Annotated in this window: 22 protein-coding genes; 13 read left to right on the top strand and 9 right to left on the bottom strand. The window is 34.2% G+C overall.

Annotated elements, in window-relative coordinates; translation table 11 throughout:
* Positions 1-13: 13 nt before the first annotated feature.
* From SCB73_RS16050 to SCB73_RS16040, 3 genes are all read right to left on the bottom strand, one after another.
* Positions 14-982: a hydrogen peroxide-inducible genes activator gene (locus SCB73_RS16050; RefSeq protein WP_320567214.1), complete on the bottom strand. Its 969-nt coding sequence runs from the start codon at positions 980-982 to the stop codon at positions 14-16.
* A gap of 274 nt (positions 983-1,256) precedes the next feature.
* Positions 1,257-1,739 (bottom strand): MarR family winged helix-turn-helix transcriptional regulator, encoded by a 483-nt coding sequence (locus SCB73_RS16045; RefSeq protein WP_320567213.1) that lies wholly within the window; start codon positions 1,737-1,739, stop codon positions 1,257-1,259.
* Between the two features lie 2 nt (positions 1,740-1,741).
* Positions 1,742-2,233 (bottom strand): GNAT family N-acetyltransferase, encoded by a 492-nt coding sequence (locus SCB73_RS16040; RefSeq protein WP_320567212.1) that lies wholly within the window; start codon positions 2,231-2,233, stop codon positions 1,742-1,744.
* Between the two features lie 277 nt (positions 2,234-2,510).
* On the opposite strand from SCB73_RS16040, the gene SCB73_RS16035 reads away from it, so the two are divergent.
* From SCB73_RS16035 to SCB73_RS16005, 7 genes are all read left to right on the top strand, one after another.
* Complete coding sequence (locus SCB73_RS16035; RefSeq protein WP_320567211.1) at positions 2,511-2,861, top strand: winged helix-turn-helix transcriptional regulator; 351 nt, start codon at positions 2,511-2,513, stop codon at positions 2,859-2,861.
* A 93-nt stretch (positions 2,862-2,954) separates the two neighbouring features.
* On the top strand, positions 2,955-3,593 hold the full coding sequence (locus SCB73_RS16030; RefSeq protein ID WP_320567210.1) for a carbohydrate-binding protein: 639 nt from the start codon (positions 2,955-2,957) through the stop codon (positions 3,591-3,593).
* Positions 3,594-3,747: 154 nt separating this feature from the next.
* Positions 3,748-4,338, top strand: coding sequence for a TetR/AcrR family transcriptional regulator (locus SCB73_RS16025; protein WP_320567209.1), 591 nt, complete (start codon positions 3,748-3,750; stop codon positions 4,336-4,338).
* 133 nt (positions 4,339-4,471) lie between these two features.
* Entirely contained in the window at positions 4,472-4,915 is a 444-nt protein-coding gene (locus tag SCB73_RS16020; protein WP_320567208.1) for a PaaI family thioesterase, read from the top strand.
* A 56-nt stretch (positions 4,916-4,971) separates the two neighbouring features.
* Entirely contained in the window at positions 4,972-6,522 is a 1,551-nt protein-coding gene (locus tag SCB73_RS16015; RefSeq protein WP_320567207.1) for a DHA2 family efflux MFS transporter permease subunit, read from the top strand.
* A gap of 68 nt (positions 6,523-6,590) precedes the next feature.
* Complete coding sequence (locus SCB73_RS16010) at positions 6,591-7,178, top strand: TetR/AcrR family transcriptional regulator (protein WP_320567206.1); 588 nt, start codon at positions 6,591-6,593, stop codon at positions 7,176-7,178.
* A 119-nt stretch (positions 7,179-7,297) separates the two neighbouring features.
* The gene (locus SCB73_RS16005; protein WP_320567205.1) at positions 7,298-8,110 is read left to right on the top strand and encodes an SDR family NAD(P)-dependent oxidoreductase; all 813 of its coding nucleotides are present in this window, start codon (positions 7,298-7,300) and stop codon (positions 8,108-8,110) included.
* Positions 8,111-8,195: 85 nt separating this feature from the next.
* Here the strand turns inward: SCB73_RS16005 and SCB73_RS16000 are convergent, their stop codons facing one another.
* The 4 genes from SCB73_RS16000 to SCB73_RS15985 all read right to left on the bottom strand — a co-directional run bounded on the left by SCB73_RS16000 (position 8,196) and on the right by SCB73_RS15985 (position 13,108).
* Positions 8,196-10,400: a TonB-dependent receptor gene (locus SCB73_RS16000; protein ID WP_320567204.1), complete on the bottom strand. Its 2,205-nt coding sequence runs from the start codon at positions 10,398-10,400 to the stop codon at positions 8,196-8,198.
* A gap of 68 nt (positions 10,401-10,468) precedes the next feature.
* Positions 10,469-11,095: a GNAT family N-acetyltransferase gene (locus SCB73_RS15995; protein ID WP_320567203.1), complete on the bottom strand. Its 627-nt coding sequence runs from the start codon at positions 11,093-11,095 to the stop codon at positions 10,469-10,471.
* Positions 11,096-11,510: 415 nt separating this feature from the next.
* A complete protein-coding gene (locus SCB73_RS15990) occupies positions 11,511-11,897 on the bottom strand; it encodes a DoxX family protein (protein ID WP_320567202.1) in 387 nt (128 codons plus the stop codon).
* 197 nt (positions 11,898-12,094) lie between these two features.
* Complete coding sequence (locus SCB73_RS15985) at positions 12,095-13,108, bottom strand: zinc-binding alcohol dehydrogenase family protein (RefSeq protein WP_320567201.1); 1,014 nt, start codon at positions 13,106-13,108, stop codon at positions 12,095-12,097.
* Between the two features lie 837 nt (positions 13,109-13,945).
* On the opposite strand from SCB73_RS15985, the gene SCB73_RS15980 reads away from it, so the two are divergent.
* From SCB73_RS15980 to SCB73_RS15965, 4 genes are all read left to right on the top strand, one after another.
* Positions 13,946-14,518 (top strand): GNAT family N-acetyltransferase, encoded by a 573-nt coding sequence (locus SCB73_RS15980; protein WP_320567200.1) that lies wholly within the window; start codon positions 13,946-13,948, stop codon positions 14,516-14,518.
* Between the two features lie 84 nt (positions 14,519-14,602).
* Positions 14,603-15,055: a carboxymuconolactone decarboxylase family protein gene (locus SCB73_RS15975; RefSeq protein WP_320567199.1), complete on the top strand. Its 453-nt coding sequence runs from the start codon at positions 14,603-14,605 to the stop codon at positions 15,053-15,055.
* 93 nt (positions 15,056-15,148) lie between these two features.
* Positions 15,149-15,487, top strand: coding sequence for a YciI family protein (locus SCB73_RS15970; protein ID WP_320567198.1), 339 nt, complete (start codon positions 15,149-15,151; stop codon positions 15,485-15,487).
* Between the two features lie 90 nt (positions 15,488-15,577).
* The gene (locus SCB73_RS15965; protein ID WP_320567197.1) at positions 15,578-16,825 is read left to right on the top strand and encodes an RNA polymerase sigma factor; all 1,248 of its coding nucleotides are present in this window, start codon (positions 15,578-15,580) and stop codon (positions 16,823-16,825) included.
* 152 nt (positions 16,826-16,977) lie between these two features.
* Here SCB73_RS15965 and SCB73_RS15960 read toward each other — a convergent pair whose 3' ends face one another.
* Both SCB73_RS15960 and SCB73_RS15955 read right to left on the bottom strand, forming a co-directional pair.
* On the bottom strand, positions 16,978-18,036 hold the full coding sequence (locus SCB73_RS15960) for a LacI family DNA-binding transcriptional regulator (protein ID WP_320567196.1): 1,059 nt from the start codon (positions 18,034-18,036) through the stop codon (positions 16,978-16,980).
* Between the two features lie 113 nt (positions 18,037-18,149).
* Positions 18,150-19,751, bottom strand: coding sequence for a Na+/H+ antiporter (locus tag SCB73_RS15955; protein ID WP_320567195.1), 1,602 nt, complete (start codon positions 19,749-19,751; stop codon positions 18,150-18,152).
* A 331-nt stretch (positions 19,752-20,082) separates the two neighbouring features.
* Between SCB73_RS15955 and SCB73_RS15950 the strand changes: the two genes are divergently transcribed.
* Positions 20,083-21,561: an ankyrin repeat domain-containing protein gene (locus SCB73_RS15950; RefSeq protein WP_320567194.1), complete on the top strand. Its 1,479-nt coding sequence runs from the start codon at positions 20,083-20,085 to the stop codon at positions 21,559-21,561.
* 82 nt (positions 21,562-21,643) lie between these two features.
* Positions 21,644-22,126, top strand: a complete 483-nt coding sequence (locus tag SCB73_RS15945) for a DUF2271 domain-containing protein (protein WP_320567193.1) — start codon at positions 21,644-21,646, stop codon at positions 22,124-22,126.
* Positions 22,127-22,193 lie beyond the last annotated feature (67 nt).

The following is a 22,193-nucleotide window of genomic DNA, read 5'->3' as shown; positions in this document are numbered from 1 at the left end:
TGGAATTTAAGTATTACATAAACTTACTAACTGCCTTTATAAAATAAGGCGAATCGTTCCAACGGATTTTTTTATAGCTGAAATCTTTTTTGAGGGATTCGGGAAGACAATTCCAAATGGCTTCGTTCATTTTTTCTAGCAATAACTTTTTTGAAAACGAATCCGAAACTACTAAACTTATTTCTCTAACCGGAACGGGTTCTTTAAAAGGTTTGAAAAGTCCGCCGGATTCATTTACTGTTGAAAGCTTCGGAATAATCGCAAATCCCAAATGTGCGCGAACCAGATTTTTCAAGGTTTCGATGGAATTAATATCGTAGGTAAATTGTTCTTTTATTTTATCCGAAGATTTTAATCCGCAAATATCTAGCAATTGTGCGTTGTAGCAATATTCATGATGCAGGAGTAATAACTCGGTTTTATCGCCGGGCTGCATTTCATAAAATTCGTTATTCGCCATCGGATGGGTTTGATTTAAATACGCCACAAAAGGTTCTTTAAAAATAACATGTTCTATCAAATTTGGATTTCCTGTTGGCGTCGCCATAATAGCAACGTCAATCGCGCCGGTTTCTAGCTCTTTCATTAAAACTCCGGTGTAAGCCTCTTTGATAATAAAATGTACGTTTGGCGCCGCTTCTTTCATGGCCTGAATAAAAAGCGGAATCAGATAAGGCGATAAAGTCGAAATAATGCCGAGTTTTAATTCTCCTTCCAATAGATTTTTCTCATTCACCACAAAATCCCTGATTTCATCAACTTCACGAAGAATCTTTTTGGCTTTATTGATAATCTCAATTCCAAGAACGGTTGGCGTGAGCGGCACTTTGTTTCGGTCAAAAATCTTGATTCCAATTTCTTCTTCGAGATTTTTTAGCTGAATCGTAAGTCCGGGTTGTGTTACCATGCAAACTTCGGCGGCTCTTGCAAAATGACGTTCTTCGTCTAAAGCGACAATATATTTTAACTGTTGAATGGTCATCTTTATAATTTTATTTTATAAAGATACACAAATATCAATTTCATTTATAAACCAAAATTTAGCAGATGTTAAAGTTTTGCAAAACTATCAAAACTCCAAAACCAAAACATACACTTTATCGTACATAATAGAAACGATTTTTAGGAATGTGGTAAATAAGAATGGAGTAGTTTTTGGAGCATATCGAACTTTATCACATCTCCCGAATATCAATTTATTCTACGCCAATTATATAAAAGAAAAGCGATCTTAATACGATCGCTTTTTGTTTTTATTACTCTCCTCCACTCTTCAACTGTAAAGCTCTTTGCAAAAAACTCTGATGCAAAATTTTATTTTCAGCTTCTTCAATTGCTCTTAACAGATTGTTTTGATTGTTCGTGATTTCCGTTAAAGCATTTTTCATGACTTCCCAAACCGGTTTCATTTGTTCAATAAGCTCCTGCCCTTTTGCAGTCAGCTGAATCAATCTTTTTCGTTCGTCGATTTTGTCTTTTTTAGAGCGAATCAGTTTTTGTTTTTCCAGCTCTTTCAACAAACTTATCGTTGACGGATGCGTGTAGCCAATTTCATTGGCAATCTCCACAACGCTTAAAGTATCTTTATAATATAAGGTATAAATTACTGGAAACCATTTCGGTTCAAAATCAATTCCATATGATTTATAAACCAATGCGCCATCTTTTCGCAATTGTTCGCTTAAGCGCTGTAATCGCGTCGAAATAGCCAAAATTCCCGATTCGTCTATAATATTCATTTCTATTTCTTTAAGTTTAAATGACAAAAAACATTATCGGGTTTCATTAACGGGAATTTTTCTGGAAGCGCTTCTTTTTCAATTCGCACAAAATCATTCTTTTCGTAAAAACGCAATGCAGCTTCTAAAATCGCAACAGTTCCCAAATATAAATCATCGATTCCGTTTTCTTTGCAATATTCTATTAAAGTCTCTAATAATTGCTGCGCAATCGAAAATTCTTTTCCGCGAAATTCCTTTTTTACAAACATCTTTCGAATTGCCGCCGAATGCTCATCAAATTTAACCAAGGCAATAGTTCCTACTAATTCATCATTTATAAATGCGCCCCAAAAACCTCCGCCTCCAGCATAATAAAAGTTCTGAATATTAAATAAATCGGGCTGATCTTCTTTTGTAATCGGAACATTGAATTCGTTTATCTGAATGTTTAAAATTAAGTCGGCAATGGCATTTTCGAACTTATTTTCTATTGGAATTATTATAGGTTTCATTTTATTTTAAATTTTACAATACAAAACTACGTAGTTAAATACATAAATGCAATTATTTATGATTTATTTTTACTTTTGTTTAAGTCATGCCACTAAGACGCTAAGACACAAAACTTAATTTGTTTCCCGCAGATTTGGCAGATAATGCAGATTTATCAAGCTGAATAAAATGAATTAAAATATTTTTAATCAGTCGCAAAAAAATTATCTGTGCAATCTGCTAAATCTGCGGGAGTAAAAAAAATATCAAAATTTTCAGTACGCAAAAACTAAAATTATGGCAAGAAATCAAAAAGAAGAATTTCAGGCGCTTCAGGACACTTTGTATGTTTTGGGCGGAAAATGGAAACTTCCTATCATCAATTCCATTTGCAACGGAAATAATAGATTTAAAGACATCAAAGAAAGCATTCCCGGAATCACGTCCCGAATGTTATCAAAAGAATTAAAAGATATGGAACTCAATAATTTAGTCAAAAGAACTGAAGATCCAGATGCTCTAATTCCGATTCTTTATGAATCAACTCCGTATTGCAAATCTTTTGGGCCTATAATTTCTGAAATGATCAAATGGGGAATTTCACATCGAAATCATATTAAGAATAGAGAAACAGCTTCAGAAAGATAATTCTTTTTTCAGTCGCAAAAATATTTCTTGTTTGTCAAGCAAAGCATATTTTCAATTGCAAATTTAAAAATCCAATAAATCTAAAAATAAATAATGAAAACATTTCTATTATCGGTTACTATTGTAGTCATGAGTTTGACAAAAAGTTTCGCACAAACTTCAAAAGCATTTAAACCGCAACAAATTCCGGGTAAAATAGAATGCGAATGGTATGATTTGGGTGGCGAAGGAATTGCTTATCACGACACTGACGAAATAAACAACGGAAGCGGAAAATTGAATCCGGTAAACGGAAATCCGCTGAATGAATTCAGAATAAATGAAGGGGTTGATATTTCGTATTCGAAAGATGGCGATATTGACAACAATCCATATAATAAAGTTCCGAGAAGTATTGGAGATCTTTACATAGGCTGGACTGTACCTGGAGAATGGATAAATTATACTGTCGAAGTAAGCAAATCTGGAACTTACAAAATAGGCGCGCTTTACACCGCAAACGGCGATGGCGAAATCAGCATTGACGTAAACGGAAAGGATGCTACGGGAAAAATGAAAATTACCTCAACACATGATGACAAAGATCCAGTCGATTGGAGACAATGGCATCATTGGAACAGTTCAGATTCCATTGGAACAATTAAATTGAAGAAAGGCAAACAAACACTCCGACTTCATATTGTTTCAAATGGCAACATGAATTTTGATTATCTGACTTTTACTGCCCAATAATTTATAATGCCCCCAAAAGCTCCCAGTACTAACCAAATGGGAGCTTTTATTTTTCTAAAAAAAAAATTCTCGCTCTCATTTTAAAAATAAATCAAAAAAAGAATCCAAAATTATACCGATTGGTATATATTTGCACTGTCAAAATGATTTTGTCATGAGCAAAGCGGAAAAAACCAAGCAATTTATTATCGAAAAGACAGCTCCAATCTTTAATATGAAAGGTTACAGCGGTACTTCGATAAGTGATATTACAGACATAACCGGACTCACAAAAGGAAGCATTTATGGTAATTTCGAGAATAAGGACGAAGTAGCGATTGCGGTTTTTAAATACAATGTCAAAAAATTGCACGATGCGTTTTCTAGAGAAATTGACAAACAGACTACTTTTAAAGGCAAGTTATTAGTTTATCCAAAGTTGTATTCTAAATATTCTGATTTACAAGTAACAAAGGGCGGTTGCCCAATTTTAAACACTGCAACAGAATCAGATGATACACATCCAATTTTGAAGAAATACGCCGAGCGAACGCTGAATTATTGGAAAGAAAAAATAATGTATTTTATTGAGCAAGGAATTTTGGCGGGAGAATTCAAAACCACTTCAATTGATACCGAAAAAACGGCACTAACTATCATTGCTTTAATTGAAGGTGCCATAATGATCAGCAAACTGACCAGCAATTTAGATAATTTGTCAACTATTATGACTTCGGTTTACAAAATAATTGACGATTTAGAATAAGGCAATTTCAAAAGTTGCTTTTTTTACCAATAAAAATATACCAATTGGTATTTTATTAATTATGAATTATGAGTTTTTTGTCAGGCTGAGCGAAGTCGAAGCCAACAATAAACAATAAACAACAAACAACAAAATGAAAACAAGATTACAAGTACTTCAAGATCATTTAGACAGAGAATTCACAGCTTCGCCCTCACCTTTTATGTTATGGATGAAACCAATCGTTTTAGTTGCGGAGCCTGGTACTGTCACATTCAAATATGTAGTGAGAGAAGAAATGTCAAATCCGATTAAATCTTTGCATGGAGGTGTTACTGCGGCAATTGCAGATGATTGTATTGGTGCAACTTTATTTTCTTTGGATGAGGAACATTTTTACACAACCATTAATCTCAACATCGATTATTTTGCTCCAGCGCATGTTGGGGACACAATTTTGGCAAAAACTGCTATCATTAAAAAGGGAAAACAATTTGTAAATGCACAGTGCGAAATCTGGAACGAAGCTGAAACTCGTTTAATTGCCAGAGCTTATTCTAATTTATTCAAAACCAATGTAATCAAAAAAGTGCTTTAATTTTTCAAAGCCTTTTTTTTATCATAAAATATACCGATCGGTACAAAAATAAAAATATGACACCAATACAACGAAAACTGCTTATTTTAACCGTAATCCTCGCCGCGATTATGGAGCTTATTGATATTTCAATTGTCAATGTTGCGCTTTCGCATATGAGTGGCAATTTGGGCGCAACTTTAGAAGACACCTCTTGGGTCATAACGGCTTATGCCATTGCCAATGTCATCATTATCCCGATTACGAGTTTTTTGAGTGCCAATCTTGGTCGCAGAAACTATTATATTGGTTCGGTAATTTTATTTACGTGTTGCTCTTTTATGTGCGGACATTCCTCAAATATCTGGATGCTTGTTTTCTTCAGATTCTTTCAAGGAATTGGTGGAGGCGCTTTATTATCCGTATCTCAGGTTGTGGTATTTGAGCTTTTTCCGAAAGACAAACAATCAACAGCAGGCGCTATATTTGGAGCCGGAATTTTCATCGGACCCACAATTGGGCCGACGCTTGGCGGTTACATTACAGAAAATTACGATTGGCCTTGGATTTTCCTGATCAATATTCCAATCGGAATTTTAGTTGCGATTTCCTGTATTTTCTTGTTGAAAGAACCGCCCGTAAAACCAGAAATCGCCAAAGTTGATTGGATCGGAATTGCTTTATTGGCAATTGGTGTCGGCGCACTTCAAACTGTTTTAGAACGAGGCGAAGTCGAAGATTGGTTTGAAACTCGTTATATTGTAATTCTCGCTGCCATTGCTTCAATTACCTTATTGACGTTTATTTATTGGGAATTAACCGTTGACAAACCTGTGGTCAATCTTCGAGTTCTTAAAAGCAAATCTTTGAGCATTGCAGCAATTCTAACTTTTGTGACCGGATTTGGAATGTTTATTTCTATTTACATTAGTCCAGTTGTGGCACAGCGTCTTTTGAGTTTTTCACCTTATCAAACCGGTTTGCTTTTATTGCCAGGCGCTCTATTTGCTTTAGTCGCCTTAAAACTATGTGGGACATTGCTTCAAAAAGGTGTTTCTCCCGTTCTTATTATTGCTGCGGGATTTTTACTGTTTATTTATTTCAATTGGAGAATGTCGGAAATCACTTTAGACACCAGTGCTTTTGAAGTATCAACAGCTTTGATTTTCCGTGCTTTAGGAATGGCTTTATTAACGGTTCCTTTAACAATGTTGGCTGTTTCCTCACTCGATGACAAAGATGTTGGACAAGGCGCAGCGCTCAACAATATGATGCGCCAATTGGGCGGTTCTTTTGGCGTTTCTATCATCAATACCTATATCGCGCATCGTTTTGCCGAACATCGAAACGTTTTGGTTTCGAATGTAAGTTTAGATAATCTAAAAGCAATGAATCGTCTTAACGGCTATATTGCTTACTTTCAACATCATGGTTTTGCTTATAACGAAGCAAGATCAAAAGCGCTGAAATTAATGGAGAATATCATAATGAGACAATCTTCTTTATTGAGTTATAGAGATGCTTTTCTTTTTGTTGGTTTATTTTTTGTCATCACGCTTCCCCTGTTATTACTGGTAATGAACAAGTCTAAAAAGCCAAAAACAAATATAATTTTGTCTGATCATTAAAAAAAACATTAAAAAATTTGTTTTTATGACCAATCGGTCATATATTTGTACCATAAATAATAGCTATCATGGCAAAAGGAGAAGAAACCAGACAATTTATCATAGAAAAAGCAGCACCAATTTTTAATACAAAAGGGATTGCGGCAACCTCTATGAGCGATATTATGGAGGCAACCAAATTGTCAAAAGGAAGCATGTACGTTCATTTTGAAAACAAGGAAGTCCTTGCCTGCGCCGCTGTTGATCACAATATGAAAAAATTAGGCGATAAACTAGTTTCTGAAATCAGCAAAAGCAAAACAGCAAAAGAAGAATTGTTTGCTTATATCGATTTTTTTAGCAATGCCGTGAATCCGCCTTTAACTGGTGGTTGTCCCTTATTAAATTTCGGAACCGAAGCTGACGACACCAACCCTATTGTAAAAGAGAAAATCAATAAAGGTTGTAACGCCAATCAACAATTATTAGCCAGCAGCGTCAATAAAGGAATTGCCAACGGAGAATTTAAGCCTAACTGGAATGCCGAAGAATTTGCTGTCATCATGTTCGCCATGATGGAAGGTGGCCATTTAATTTCAAGAATGTCTGGCAACAACGATAAAATGAAAATCATCGCTAAAACCCTCAAAAATATAATAGAGGAAAACAGCTTCTAATTTTTTTTATTAAAAAAATGACCGATTGGTCATATTACAAAAATTCAATAACAATAACAAAAATTAATTTCAATAAAAACAAATATCAATTTACATTTCACAATTAATAACTAGAAAACATGTCAAAAACAATTTTAATTTCAGGAGCGTCAAAAGGATTCGGAAGAGCCTGGACAGAAGCATTTTTAGCAAAAGGATACAAGGTAGCTGCAACAGCCAGAAATATTGATACCCTAGCCGACTTAAAAGCACAATACGGAGAGGCAATTTTACCTCTTAAACTAGATGTAAACAACCGCTCAGAATCGTTTGCAGTGGTAGAAAAAGTACAACAGCATTTCGGGACTATAGATATCCTGATTAATAATGCAGGTTATGCTTTAAACGGAGCTGTTGAGGAAGCTACAGAACAAGAAGCAAGAGCACAATTCGAAACTAATTTCTTTGGTACGCTTTGGCTAACACAAGCGGTATTGCCAATTATGAGAAAACAGCAAAGCGGCCATATTATTCAGGTTTCTTCTATTTTAGGGATCGCTACTTTACCAATCATTGGTTTATATAATGCTTCTAAATTTGCTGTTGAAGGTCTTACTGAAACGCTGGCTTCAGAAGTAAAACAATTCGGAATTAACGTTACTTTGGTTGAACCAAACGGATATGTTACCGATATCTGGGGTAACGGAATCATCAGCGAAAGCATCCCAGCTTATGACGGAATCAAAAAAGCAATCGCAGATGGACATGATCCTGATACTTTCGGAAAAACAAGCGCTACGGTTCCTGCCATCATTAAATTAGTTGAAGCCGAAAATCCTCCTTTGCGCCTATTTTTAGGAAAAGTAGCCTTACCATTTGCCAAACAAACTTACGAACAAAAACTAAAAACCTGGGAAGAATGGGCAGACGTTTCTGTTGCAGCTCACGGTTAATTTGATTTCTGATTTTAATTGAAAAAGCGAGACAATTTCTAGTTTATAGAAAGTCTCGCTTTTTTATGACTCAATTTTTAAGTTTTTACCAGCTGTATTTCAAAATCAATCGAGCATTAAATGGAGTTCCTGCAGTAAAATGAATTTCTTCAACTGGAACTGTTTCGTTTGCTAATCTTGATTCGGTCAAGAATTGTGTTTCTTTCCATTTTGTATCAAAAATATTATCAATGTTCACTCCTATTGATACTTTTTTAATCTGATAATTTACAGAGAAATCTGTGATGCAATAGCCTTTTGCAACAACCGAATTGTCTTCATTTGCTGGACGATCCCCCAAGAAACGGGTTCTTAAACTTCCCGAAAAACCTTTTAAATCTTTTACCGAAAACCCGTTCATTAAAGTATGAACTGGTGCTAATGGCAAATAATCATTTCCTTTTGGCTCGTCAAGAGAACGTGCATGCGTATATGTGTAATCTGTATTCCAGAATAGCCAATTGGTTAATTGATATCTAAAACCAAAATCAAAACCTTTTCTTTGAGTTTTACCGCTTGGCTCTACAACCGCTTCGTCTCCTACATACACAAATTCCTGTCCCAAATACAAATACCAAATCGCTGAATTCAAAATCATTCTTGGGAATGGTTTCCAATTAATTCCTAAATCTGCTCCATAAGTTTCAGGCAAAATTTCCTGTCCTTTTTGCGCCACTACAACGCGGGTGTCATTACTATGAAAACCTTTTCCTAGTTTCAGGAAATATTGCAAAGTGTTATTTTGCGTATATAAAAAGTTCAATTTTGGACTTACAATAGCTTTGCTTTCTGTTTGATTTGTATAAACCGAAGCCAATTGATCTTCATATCCAAATTTGAAATAATCCACACGAAGACCTGCATTTACAAGCCATTTCCTAGAAGTAAAATCAAAACTCGTAAATGAAAAAAGATTCGTCTGATTCACATTTCCTAAACTCAAATAATCCAAAACTGTTTTTCGGTTTAAAGTATGTGATAATTCGACATCTTTATTATTATCATTTCGCAATCCCGCTCCTAGCTTAAAACGCCAGTTTTCATCCAATTTTTGATCATATTCCGACTGAAAACCTACAATTGTCCTGTTTTCTTTTTGTTTGATTTGATCGCCGTTTACTGGATCATTTAGAAAAAAAGTAAAATTAGAATACAATTCAAAATCATATTTGCTCAAATAAGCCGTATTTTTTATCTGTGTATTTTCATCAATTTTGGCATCATACTGCAAATTGAAATTGGTTCTGTCTGTATTTCCGCCTTCATTAGGATCAATAGCGCCAAAATGTGAAATTGTGCCATCATTCACTGCACGATCTGGAATTTGTCCACTCGCATCCCACTGGCTTTTAAAATGAGACACAAACAATGCTATTCGATCTCTGTTGTTTAGTTTGGCGTTATATTTTGCAAACAAATTAATTCGATTAAAATTTTGAGGCGCATCAAAATAACCATCGGTCATCATGTATTCTCCCGCAAAGTACGCCGACTGATTTTCCTTATTTAACAAATTAAACAAAGCAACGGTCCTAAAAGTATCAAACTGTCCGCCCTCAAAAGAAATCGTACTATGTTCTAGTGCATTTTTTGTATTAAAACCAACATAGCCCGCAGTTGTAAAATCTCCCTTATCGGCAAAATAAGAACCTTTGTCAAAATCGATATTATCAACTGTTTCTGGAATCACAAAATGAAGATCTGAATATCCTTGTCCGTGAGCGTGCGAAACCATATTTACTGGCATTCCATCAACGGATATATTAATATCTGTTCCATGATCACAATCAAATCCTCTCAGGAAAATTTGTTCGGCCTTTCCTCCACCAGCATGCTGACCGATGAATAATCCGGGAATTTTCCGCAATAAATCCTGAGAATTCGATATCGGTTGGATTTCTAAATCAATCTTTGAAATGGTATTCAGATATTTCAGATTGTTTGTAATGGCAACTTCTTCAAGCAGAAAAGGTTTTTCTGTCAATACAATCGCAATAGATTCCGTGTTTTGAATCTTACTTTTTATGGTTGCGAAACCTCTTTTCGAAACTTCGATACTATCATTCACAACAGTATTTTCTAGAACAAATTTCCCTTCAAAATTAGAATGCGCATGAAATTTCGAAATAAGATTACGAATCAAAACGTCTGATAATGGTTTTCCATCAGCGTCATTTACAACTCCATTTACTGATTGGGCATTCATAGAAAGGGAAAGAACAAAAAAGAAAAATACAGAAAATGATTTCATTGCTATTTTAGTAAATAATTGGGTAATTTTAGCGCAAAAATAGCATAAAAAAAGCTTTTAAAGCTCAATTAACGAGAATTTGAAACTTCTTTCCTGTTTTTTTCGGGATCAAATAACATTGCAGTACACAAACAGTTTTTTCTTTCTTTACTTAATAAAATCGGACAATTGATACAGCTTTTGCAGTTTTCCCAAAAATGCTCGTCTTTTGTTAGTTCAGCGTACGTCACCGGTTCAAAACCGAGTTCATGATTCATTTTCATGACGGTAAGGCCTGTCGTTAAACTGAATAGCATTGCATCAGGGTATTTTGTACGACTGAGTTCAAAAATCTTTTTTTTAATTTTTTTTGCCAATCCTGTATTTCTAAACTCGGGAGCGACAATTAATCCAGAATTTGAAACATAACGTCCATTTTCCCAGGAAGAAATAAAAGCAAAACCTGCCCATTTTCCATCTTGCGAAAATGCAATAACGGCTTCACCTTTTTTCATTTTTTCCGAAAGCAATTCAGGTGGTCGGCCTGAAATCCCAGTTCCGCGAGCTTTTGCGGACAATAGTGTTTCTTCGCAAATTTCATTTAAATAAAGAATATGTTCGGCTCTTGCTTCTTCGATAAAAAAATCATGAGCTTCACTAATTTTTCCGACAGAAGAAAAGACAGGTACGTCAATTCTATGCTGAATCGCGTTCATACAACACTAAACTATTTTAGTAATTAACAAAACAGTGATAAAAAGAACTACGGTAAACACCATTAAGTTGACTAATCGATCTTTGTTTCGTCTCGATTTATTTGAAAAATATTCTTTTGTGATTTCTTTACTTCTATTTTTATTCGTTTTCATCATTATATTTTTTAAAAATTAAAAAGCGGTCTTTATAAAAATCCCCCCAGCTATTAATTAGTAAAAAACAAAAGGTGTGCCAGAGCAATCATAAAAATTGTAAATATCTAATTGTAAACCACATACCAAAAACCATTCTGAATAAGCTCTTAGAAAATTTATCAAAATGATACCATATATATTCAAAATGAAAGGGATAAAATAAAAAAAGCTCTAAATCAAAAATTTAGAGCTTTTCTATTTATACTATTTTAGAAAGAAATTAATCCCATTGATTTGTTTTTGAAACTGCAAATTTTCCAGCTCCTGTAAAGAACAAAGCAATCGAGCCTAAAAGATACAGCATCAATAATTCATTTGCATAACCTCCATGATCACTAATTGAAAACATATCTTGTGAATGAGCCACTGCTATAGCTACAATGCAATTTATAGCAAAAATAACAGCTCCAATTCTGGCTCTCCATCCTAATAAAATAAGCAAAGGAGCCAAAACCTCACCAATATAAACGGCATAGGCAAATGTTCCCATGTTTTCTACTAAAAAAGAAATTCCGTGAAGCAATTTTGCTACTCCATGAAAAAGCATTAAACCTCCAACGCTGATACGTAATACTAATAATCCAAGATCTGTGTTTTTTGAAATCATGATAGTTTTATTTTGGTTTTAAAAGTTTCATTTACAATTAAATTTCACAAGAAAACCAAAATACAACATTTTGTTATATCACAAACAATTAATTAGTTAAAGTTTTTTCTGTACAAAACGTACATTGTGCAAAAAATTTCTTCAAATGATTATCAGAAAAGCAGAAATCTTCGATACTTAACAACTATCTCGTTATTTTAAAACTTAATAGCAATTTTTCCAATGGTTTTTCCTGATTCCAAAAGTTGATGCGCTTTCTTTAAATTCTCAACTGTTAGTCCGTTTAACGTTTGATTTAAAGTCGTTTTTAAAACTCCGTCATCAAGCAAGTCGGCAACTTTATTCAAAATGTGATGTTGCTCAATCATATCTTCGGTTTGAAACATTGAGCGTGTGTACATTAATTCCCAAGAAAAGGAAACACTTTTGCTTTTCAAACTGTTTAATGCAACAGGGTTGCTACTCCCTGTGATTGACGCAATGTGTCCTTGAGGTTTAATCATTTCAGTCATGATGTCCCAATAAGCATTGGTATCGACAAAATCCAAAATAAAATCAACATGTTCAAAACCTGCCGCTCTGACTGAAGCAATCAAATTTTTATGATCGACCACATAATCAGCACCTTGGCTTTTGCACCAATCAATTGTTTCAGAACGCGACGCTGTTGCAATAACAGTTAATCCTGCAATTTTCTTAGCCAATTGAATCGCTATCGAGCCAACACCACCCGCTCCACCGATAATTAAAATCGATTTTCCTCTGTCTTTTTCGGCGCTGATTCTAATTCGGTCAAACAATATTTCCCAAGCAGTCAAAGCGGTCAACGGAATTACAGCGGCTTCTTCAATACTTAGTGATTTTGGTTTTCTGCCTACAATACGCTCATCAATAATTTGATATTCAGCATTGCTTCCTTGTTTTGTAATATCTCCAGCATAATAAACCGGATCGCCCACTTCAAACAATGTTACTTTTTCTCCAACGGCCTGCACAATTCCAACGGCATCCCAGCCAATAATTTTTGGTGTTTCAAGCACTGTATCTTTAGCGCTGTTCTGGCGAATCTTGAAATCGACCGGATTTACTGAAATTGCGTCAATTTTTACTAATAAATCGTGTGCACCCGGCACAGGTTTTTGAGTTTCAAATTCTATAAAACTTTCCTTTTCTTCTATTTTTAATGATGTTTTAAATCCTATTGCTTTCATTTTTTTAAATTTTTATATTAAAATATACTAACAAAGATACGAGTGGTTTGAATTATTGAATTGGTATATTTTTATCCAATATCGGTAGATATTTCACAAATCATTAATTGATTTCTCTCAGATTTGGAGCAGTTTGTATTTAAAATCTGTAAAAAAACAAACATATGGAAATACTTTTTTCAAATGTAAACAACTGAATTTCAAATACTTTATTTTTATCTGTTTTTAAAATTAAAAATATTTCTAGCTTTTTTTAAATAATGCAAAATCCAAATGTCACATTTTATCGTAGTTAAGGTAAAAATAGTTGGATTGTGAAATGAAATTGCTTTTTGGGCATTTTGAAACTTATCATTCTGACTAATCGCTTGTTTTATTAATTTTTAAGAAATTACAGCTTGGACAAATTAGACATTGAAAGGTTAAAAAAATCTTTGCATTATTTAAAGGGTAAACAAAGGGAATTGAAAAGGCATGATGAAAATGAAATCCGAAGTTTTGAATCGATTATTAAATATCAAAAAAATGCTATGGTAGAGCAATACAAATTATTGTATTATGAACCATCAATCAAACAAGAAATCAAAAACACCGAAATTTTTATTGGCAATGTCCAGAAAATTATAGACCGGTTCTCCTAACTGTATACTAGAATTTAACTCGGCTTATTAACCGTCACCGCTTCTGATTTATTCAATTTGGAAATCCCAAAATGCATTAAAATATTTTCATAGAACTTTGTCAAAGTTTTAACCTTTGACAAAGCTTCTTGGCATCTATTATACATCTAAGTGTTTAAATAAACCTTAAATTTGCTAAAATTAAAGGTTACTAAGAATGATTATCCGAAAAGCTAAAATATCAGATTCAGAACAAATTGCGCCAATATTATTATTGGCAATGGAAGACATCATTTATAAATTCATCAAAAAAGAGGATTACACTTCCGCGAAAGATTTCCTGCAGTTTTTCATTGGGAAAGAAAACAATCAATATTCCTATCAAAATTGTTTTATTGCCGAAGAAAACAATGAAATCATTGGTGCCGTAAATATTTATAATGGTGCCGATTTAGAAGTTTTGAGAAATCCAATAATTGAATACGTCCGAAGCAATTTTAATCGAGAATTTGATCCTGAATTAGAAACCAAAGCTGGTGAATTTTATATTGATTCCTTGGGCGTTAATCCGAAATATCAGGGAAAAGGAATTGGTTCAAAAATACTTCAATTTCTGATTGCAGAATATGTGACCAAAAACAATCAAACTTTGGGATTATTGGTTGATGAAGATAATCCGAATGCCAAAAAATTGTATATAAATCTCGGATTTCAGTCGGTTGGAGAGAAAACTTTAGTCGGAAAAAAGCTTGAACACCTTCAAATTAGCCCGAAAACATTGGTCTTTTAATTTTTTCTGCATTTTTTTTTCAAAATTTTGTCCAATTCTTAAAGTTCAGTTGTCATTAGGGTATAACATTTAAAATTATACATCATGGAAACTAGAATTAACGTATTCGAAAAAGGTCAAAAAGCAATCTCAACATTATTTGGCATTAGCGGTTATTTGAAAAAATCAGAACTTGAAAGATCACTTTTTGAATTAGTCGAAATTAGAATTTCTCAAATCAACAATTGCGCTTATTGTATTGATATGCATACCAAAGAAGCGATGGCGCATGGCGAAACAACACAGCGTTTGTTTGGTTTAAGCGCTTGGAAAGAAACTCCGTATTTTACAAAAAGAGAAAGAGTTGCACTTGCTTATGCCGAAGCTGTAAATGCTTGTGATGTGCCAGATGAAATCTACGAAATCGCAAGAGCTGAATTCTCTGAAGAAGAATTAATCGATCTTACGCTTGCCATTGGCACAATCAACATGTGGAATCGTCTTAACATCGCTTTTGCGAATACTCCTGGAACTTACAGAGTGGGCCAATTTGGATAAATAAACTGGGCTGTTTTTATTTTGGTAAAAACACTAAATTTATATCATTATAAAAACAGCTTTCTTTTTTATAAATCATTTAAACGAAACAAAATGAACGAATTCATATTAATTTTCAGAAGAGATTTTACAACCAAAGAACTCCAGCCTTCGCCAGAAGAATATCAGCAACATTTGCAACAATGGCAAAACTGGTTTGGAAGTCTTGCTGCTCAAGATAAATTAGCCAGACCTTTACAACGCTGGGACGGAAAGGGAAAACTGGTAACTTCAAACAAAGGAATTACCGACGGACCTTTTGTAGAAATCAAAGAATCTATTGGTGGATTAATCGTTATTAAAGCCAAAGATTATGATGAAGCCACTGCAATTGCCCAAGATTGCCCTGTCTTGAACTTTGGAGGCAATGTTGAAATCAGAATGGCGGTTTAAAAATAATTATGAGTTTTGAGTTATGAATTAGGAGTTGATAATTCAAAACTCATAATTCAAAACTCAAAACTCATAACTCAAAACTCATAATTGGAAAACAAAGAGCTTATACCCAATTTATTCCGAACAGAGTACCAAAAAATAGTTTCGGTGCTTTGCAGTTTGTTTGGGATTCATCATATTGAAATTGCCGAGGATATTGTGAGCGATACTTTTTTGGCCGCTTCGGAGACTTGGGCAATAAAAGGAATTCCTGAGAATCCGACGGCTTGGCTTTATACGGTTGCAAAAAACAAAACCAAAAACCATTTTAAGCGAACGGATATTTTCGAAAAGAAAATCGTTTCTGAAATTAAATATACTTCACCATTAAATGGTGAGGAAATCGAAATTGATTTATCAGAACAAAATATTGCTGATAGTCAGCTGGCGATGATTTTTGCAGTTTGCAATCCTTGCAATTCAGATGAAGCGCAAATTGCGTTGGCATTGAATTTATTATGCGGTTTTGGAATAAGCGAAATTGCAGATGCTTTTTTATCAAATAAAGAAGTGATTTACAAACGAATAAATCGCGCCAAAGAAAAACTCAAAGAAGAAAACATTAAAATTGAAAGTCCGAATATTGGTGCCATCAAAGACCGAATCGATACGGTTTTAAAAACAATTTACCTGCTTTATTCCGAAGGCTACTACTCTACTTCTCAAAATACAACTTTACGAAAAGATCTTTGTGCCGAAGCTATGCGCCTGGTCTATTTATTGATTCAGAATGCGACAACAAATTTGCCTTCTACAAATGCTCTGATGGCGCTGATGTGCTTTCACTCTTCCCGATTTGAAGCCAGAACTTCAGAAAACGGCGAAATTATTTTGTATGAAGATCAAAACGAAGCGCTTTGGAATCAGGAATTGATTGATCGTGGCGCTTATTTCTTAGGAAAATCATCTGTTGGAGATACGCTTTCAAAATATCATCTTGAAGCCGGAATCGCTTATTGGCATACGCTGAAAAGCGATACCTCGGAAAAATGGAAAAGCATCCTGGAACTCTATAATCATTTGATCATTTTGGAATATTCGCCAATTGTAGCATTAAACCGAACTTTTGCATTATCAAAAGTTATGGGAAAACGAAAAGCCGTTATCGAAGCCGAAAAACTGAATTTGACCGAAAATCATTTTTATTATTCGCTACTCGGAAATTTATATACTGATATTGATAATTTGAAAGCGAAACATAATTTTGAAATGGCACTTGGTTTAGCCAAAACGCATTCGGACAAAAACATTATCAGCAAAAACATTTTGGAGCTTTCTTCTAAAATAGGAAAATAAAAAATGGAAAAAATGAATCCGCCAATTTTTATTGCTCAAAAATGCTTTGAATTAAATGCATACGTCAACCTGACTGAAATTTGGCTCTACAATATAGATCGAGCTAACGCTCTTTTTTAAATTTCAGAATGTTGTTACTAGAAATCTAATGCTTAGGCTTTACTTTTTATGTCTTTATCTTTATTTCTTTTTGACGATTCTCTTACAAGAACTTCAGTATTTAAGAATGTGATTTCTTGCACTTCACTCTCTTTAAGTGATTTCAAGTTTTTTATGATGATTTCGGCAGCCGCTTTTCCCATTTTTTCAGCAGGATGCGTAATTGTTGAAATATTAGGATCGATTATTTCAGAAATAGGATCATTATTAAAACCAATGACTGCCAAATCTTCTGGAACTTTAATCCCTCTTTTCTTTGCAGTTTGCACGGCACTTACGGCTATAATATCTCCAGAGGCAAAAATCCCATCAGGTAATGGCTTCAGATCAAATAATTTATTGCTTGCTTTTACTCCATCTTCATATGTAACCGATTTCAAGTCAACAATCAATTCATCAATTATTGGCAAATTATGATCTTTTAAGGCTTCCATGTAGCCTCGTTTTCTTTCATTATATAGATTTCCAAATTCTGCTCCAGCAGTTAAGTGTGCTATCCTAAGACAGCCTTGCTCAATAAGATGCTTTGTCGCTTTATAACCAGCCGAATAATTGTCAATTACAACTCTAAAAGTATTATAATCCTTGGGTACCCTGTCGACAAATACAAGCGGGATATTATTGTTTGAAAATTGCTCAAAATGTGCCGTATCTCTTGTTTCCATTGCAAGTGAACAAATAACACCACTTACGCGGTTGCTGTACAATGATTTGGCCATATTTACTTCGTCGTGATAAGAATCATGGGACTGCATAATAATTACAGAATAATCCGATTTTTGCGCCGTTATTTCAATACCGCTAATTAGCGATGACAAGAAGGGCTGTGTAACCGTTGGAATCAAAACACCAATTGTCTTTGTTTTATTGCCACGCAAACCTGCTGCCAAAGTATTTGGAACAAATCCCATTTCTTTGGCTGCTTTTTTGACTTTTTTTATCGTTTTATCACTTATTGAATGATGATCTTTTAAAGCTCTTGATATTGTAGAAGTCGCTAAATTCAACTTCTCTGCAATATCATAGATCGTTACATGTTTATTCTCTTCCATGAAATAAATAATATGAGATGTAAATATAAGTTATTTTACAACACTAAATGGATTTCTAAAATTGAGTCAAATCAATTATCTAATTATCAAATTTTCTAATTATTTAATTGCTTTTATTCCTCGTACATTTCCATCCAAAGGCGTGTTTCTTCAAGATCGAGCTCTTTTTCTATTTTTCTGAAAATTTCTTCATTGACTTCACCTTGCTTATGCATTACTTCTAATTTTACTCTTTCTACATTGAGTAAATCGATTTGCAGTTTGGTGAAATCATTAAATATCTCCCCTCCCATTACATTTCCTTTTCCGAAGAAATTGGCGGGAAGTTCTGTTTTCTGCAAACGATTAAATTTGACTTCATATTTGCTTTTAATATTATGAAGCAAATCATCATTTAAAAGCGAAAAATTATCTTCAATATGAGCTATCGTTTCAGAAACAATGATATTCCGAATCTGATATTCCTCTGCCAAAATTGAATATGGCTGTACTTTTAGCTTTTTAATAAGCCACGGAAGTGTAAGTCCTTGAATCACCAAAGTCGAAAGTATGACGCAAAAAACTAAATATATAATTAGGTTGCGGAGCGGAAATCCTTCCTTTTCATTTATCATCAATGGCAAAGCCAATGCTGCGGCCATAGAAACAACACCACGAATTCCTGACCAGCCAAAAATTATCATATTTCGATAATCAAATTCCTCATTCTTACGGATTCTCTTGCTGAGAAATCTCGGAAGCAATGTCGCGGGAACAATCCATAAAAAACGCACCAAAATAACAACAGCACTAATACTCGCTCCCCAAATAAACAAAGCTGTTCCAGAATAATTGCTTATTCCTGAAATGATATGACGAAGCTGCAAGCCAATTAAAATAAAAATAAGTCCATTTAATATGTTCGTCAAAATATTCCAGATTGTACCGGCCATCATGCGACTCTCGTGCGTAAAAATCTTTCCTGATCGTGCTGAAAGAAAAAGTCCTGTAGTAACAACTGCAAGAACTCCCGAGCACTCAAAATGCTCGGCAAGCAAATAAGAAGCAAAAGGCGTCAAAAGTGTCAATGTCGCCTCGATTATATCATCGCAAACAAATTTTGTGTGAATAATGCTCATCACATAGCCTACAGCCAAACCTATTGCGATGCCTAATGTCGACATGATAAAAAAGTTCAATCCAGCTTCCCATAACACAAAATTACCCGCTACGATTGCCGCAAGTGCATATTTGTAAGCTACAAGACCGCTGGCATCATTGAGCAAGCTTTCGCCTTCAAGAATCGCAATTAATCTCGGGTGGAGTCCAAGTCCTTTTGTAATTGAAGTTGCAGAAACGGCATCTGGAGGTGAGACAATTGCACCTAGCAAAAATGCTAACGGCCAAGAGATATCATCTATTAGCATATGTGCTGCAATAGCCACTGCAAGTGTTGTAAACAAAACCAATCCGACGGCAGCAAGCGTAATAGGGCGAATTGTTTTCTTAAACTCAAACCAGCTGGTGTACCAAGCCGCATGATATAAAAGCGGTGGCAAAAAGATAATAAAAACTACTTCTGGATTCAAAGCAACTACCGGAAGTCCTGGAACTACACTTATAGCCACACCACACAGCACTAATACAATCGGGATAGGGAAATTATATCTTTTGCTTATCAAGCTCAAAAAAGCAACGCCAAACAACAACATTATGATTACAGTAATATTCTCCATTTACAAGTGTTTTGGATTTTAGGGTTTTATTTTGGGAAACGGCTACTAAATTAATATTTAATCAGAATTATAGCTTTTTGCACCATAAAAAAGTTTTGATCTCAATTAAACTTTTATTCTTCTTATTAGTCTTATAAAAGCTAATTCAAGAAGAAAAGGTTTAAAATATGCTTAAAAGCAAAGTTTCTGCATCAAATAAATTGATTTACTGAGATTAATTTTTACATTTGCGTTATTTTTATTTATTCTAAATAGAATAGCTTTCAGAAATGATTTTCATCTCAAAAAAGCTACAACTTTTAACAAATTGAAAAACAACAAATACCAAAATATGAAAAAGAATTTCTTTCTTTCTTTGGCATTAACTACTGCTTTATTTGTTAGTGCGCAACAAAAAAACACTTTATTAGACGCTTCATTTTGGAAAACTGCGCCAGATGTGAATACGGTTAAAGCAGAAATAGCAAAAGGAAACAATCCTGCAGCAGCTAATGCAAATGCCTTTGACGTAACTACTCTTGCAATCAACAACGACGCACCTTTAGAAAGCATAAAATTTTTATTAGATCAACCTGGAAACCCTGTAAGCAAATCTACTCATGACAATCGTATTTATTTACATTGGGCAGCTTACAGAGGAAATACTGAATTAGTTCAATATTTGATTACAAAAGGTTCTGACATTAATTTTGAGGACAGCCACGGGACTACGCCTCTTGTTTTTGCTGCTACCAGCGGGCAATTTGATCCAGCGCTTTACGAAGCTTTTTTTAAGGCAGGAATCAATCCGAAGAAAAAATATAAAGATGGAGAAAACTTGCTTCTTTTGGCTATTCCTTCTGATAAAGAGTTAAAACTGACTGATTATTTAATCACGAAAGGTTTATCGCTAAAAGACGTTGATACTAACGGAAGCACCGCTTTTGATTATGCAGCTAAAACTGGAAATATTGCTCTTTTGAAAAAATTATTGGACAGAAAAGTCAAATATACTGACAATGCGCTTCTTATAGCAACTCAAGGAAACCGTAGAGAAACGACTTCTCTTGACGCTTATAAATTTCTAGTTGAAGAATTAAAATTAAAACCAACTGTAACTGGAAAATCTGGCGAAAATGTATTGCATTTATTAGCAGCAAAACCAAATCAAAAAGAAACCCTCTCTTATTTCCTTTCAAAAGGCGTAGATGCAAACAAAGTAAACAGCGACGGAAATACGCCGTTTATGATTGCAGCAGGCGCCAGAGAAAATGGTTCTTTAGAAGTTTTATTGCCAGTTGCTAAAAACATCAATTTACAGAATGCTAAAGGAGAATCGGCCTTGACAATGGCGGTAAAATCTGGAACTCCAGAGGCTGTGGCACTTCTTTTAGGAAAAGGCGCCGATGTTAATGTAAAAGATAAAGACGGAAATAATCTAGGTTTTTACTTGGTACAAGCTTATAGACCAGATCCAAAACAAGATACTTTTGATGCAAAAGCAAAACTGCTTCAAGAAAAAGGCTTAAATCTTGCTGCTCCGCAAAAAGATGGAAGCACTTTATATCATTTTGCAGCCGCGAAAAACGATTTATCTTTGCTTAAAAAATTAGCTCCTTTGAATATTGATGTAAATGCAAAAAACAAAGATGGAATCACCGCTTTGCATAAAGCGGCAATGGTTGCAAAAGATGATACTATCTTGAAATATTTGCTTTCTATAGGCGCTAAAAAAGAACTTACAACAGAATTTGACGAAAGTGCTTATGCTTTAGCAAAAGAAAATGAGTCGTTAACAAAACAAAATATTGCAATCGAGTTTTTAAAATAAATTTAAAAAGTTATGAAGTATGAGTTATGAATTCAATTCTTTAACTCATAATTCATAACTCATAATTCATAATTAACAAAAAATGAAATCAATTCTAAAAATCGCACTTACAAGTGTTCTTATCTGCCTTATTTCTTTTCAATCTAATGCACAAGCGAGCAAATACAAATGCATGCTTCAAATGTCAAACTATATGGGCGAAGGTGCATATATAGTGGTTTCTTTAATTAATCCAAAAGGCGATTACGAGAAAACACTTTATGTAATGGGAGATGATAAAAAATGGTATAAATCATTAAAAGAATGGAATAAATTTCATACTGCAAAAGGTAACGATATCAGCGCTATCTCAGGAGCATCAGTTACTGGTGGTGACCGCAGTGTTACTACTTTCGAAATTGATGATTCTAAAATCAATAAAGGATACAAATTGCGATTTGAATCGGCTGTTGAGGATCAAAAATATTACGTGAGCGATCTTGAAATTCCGTTGACAACAGCTGGTTTAGCTGATAAAACGGAAGGAAAAGGCTACATCAGATACGTACGATTGAACAAAATTTAATTCTAGCTTAAACTAAAAAAATATAGCTTTGTCAAAGTTTTAAATTTTGACAAAGCTTATTACATTT

It is taken from the genome of Flavobacterium sp. KACC 22761, assembly GCF_034058155.1.
Taxonomy (GTDB): Bacteria; Bacteroidota; Bacteroidia; order Flavobacteriales; family Flavobacteriaceae; genus Flavobacterium.
Note: the sequence above shows the minus strand (reverse complement) of the source record. Positions and strands in the feature narration are given on the sequence as shown.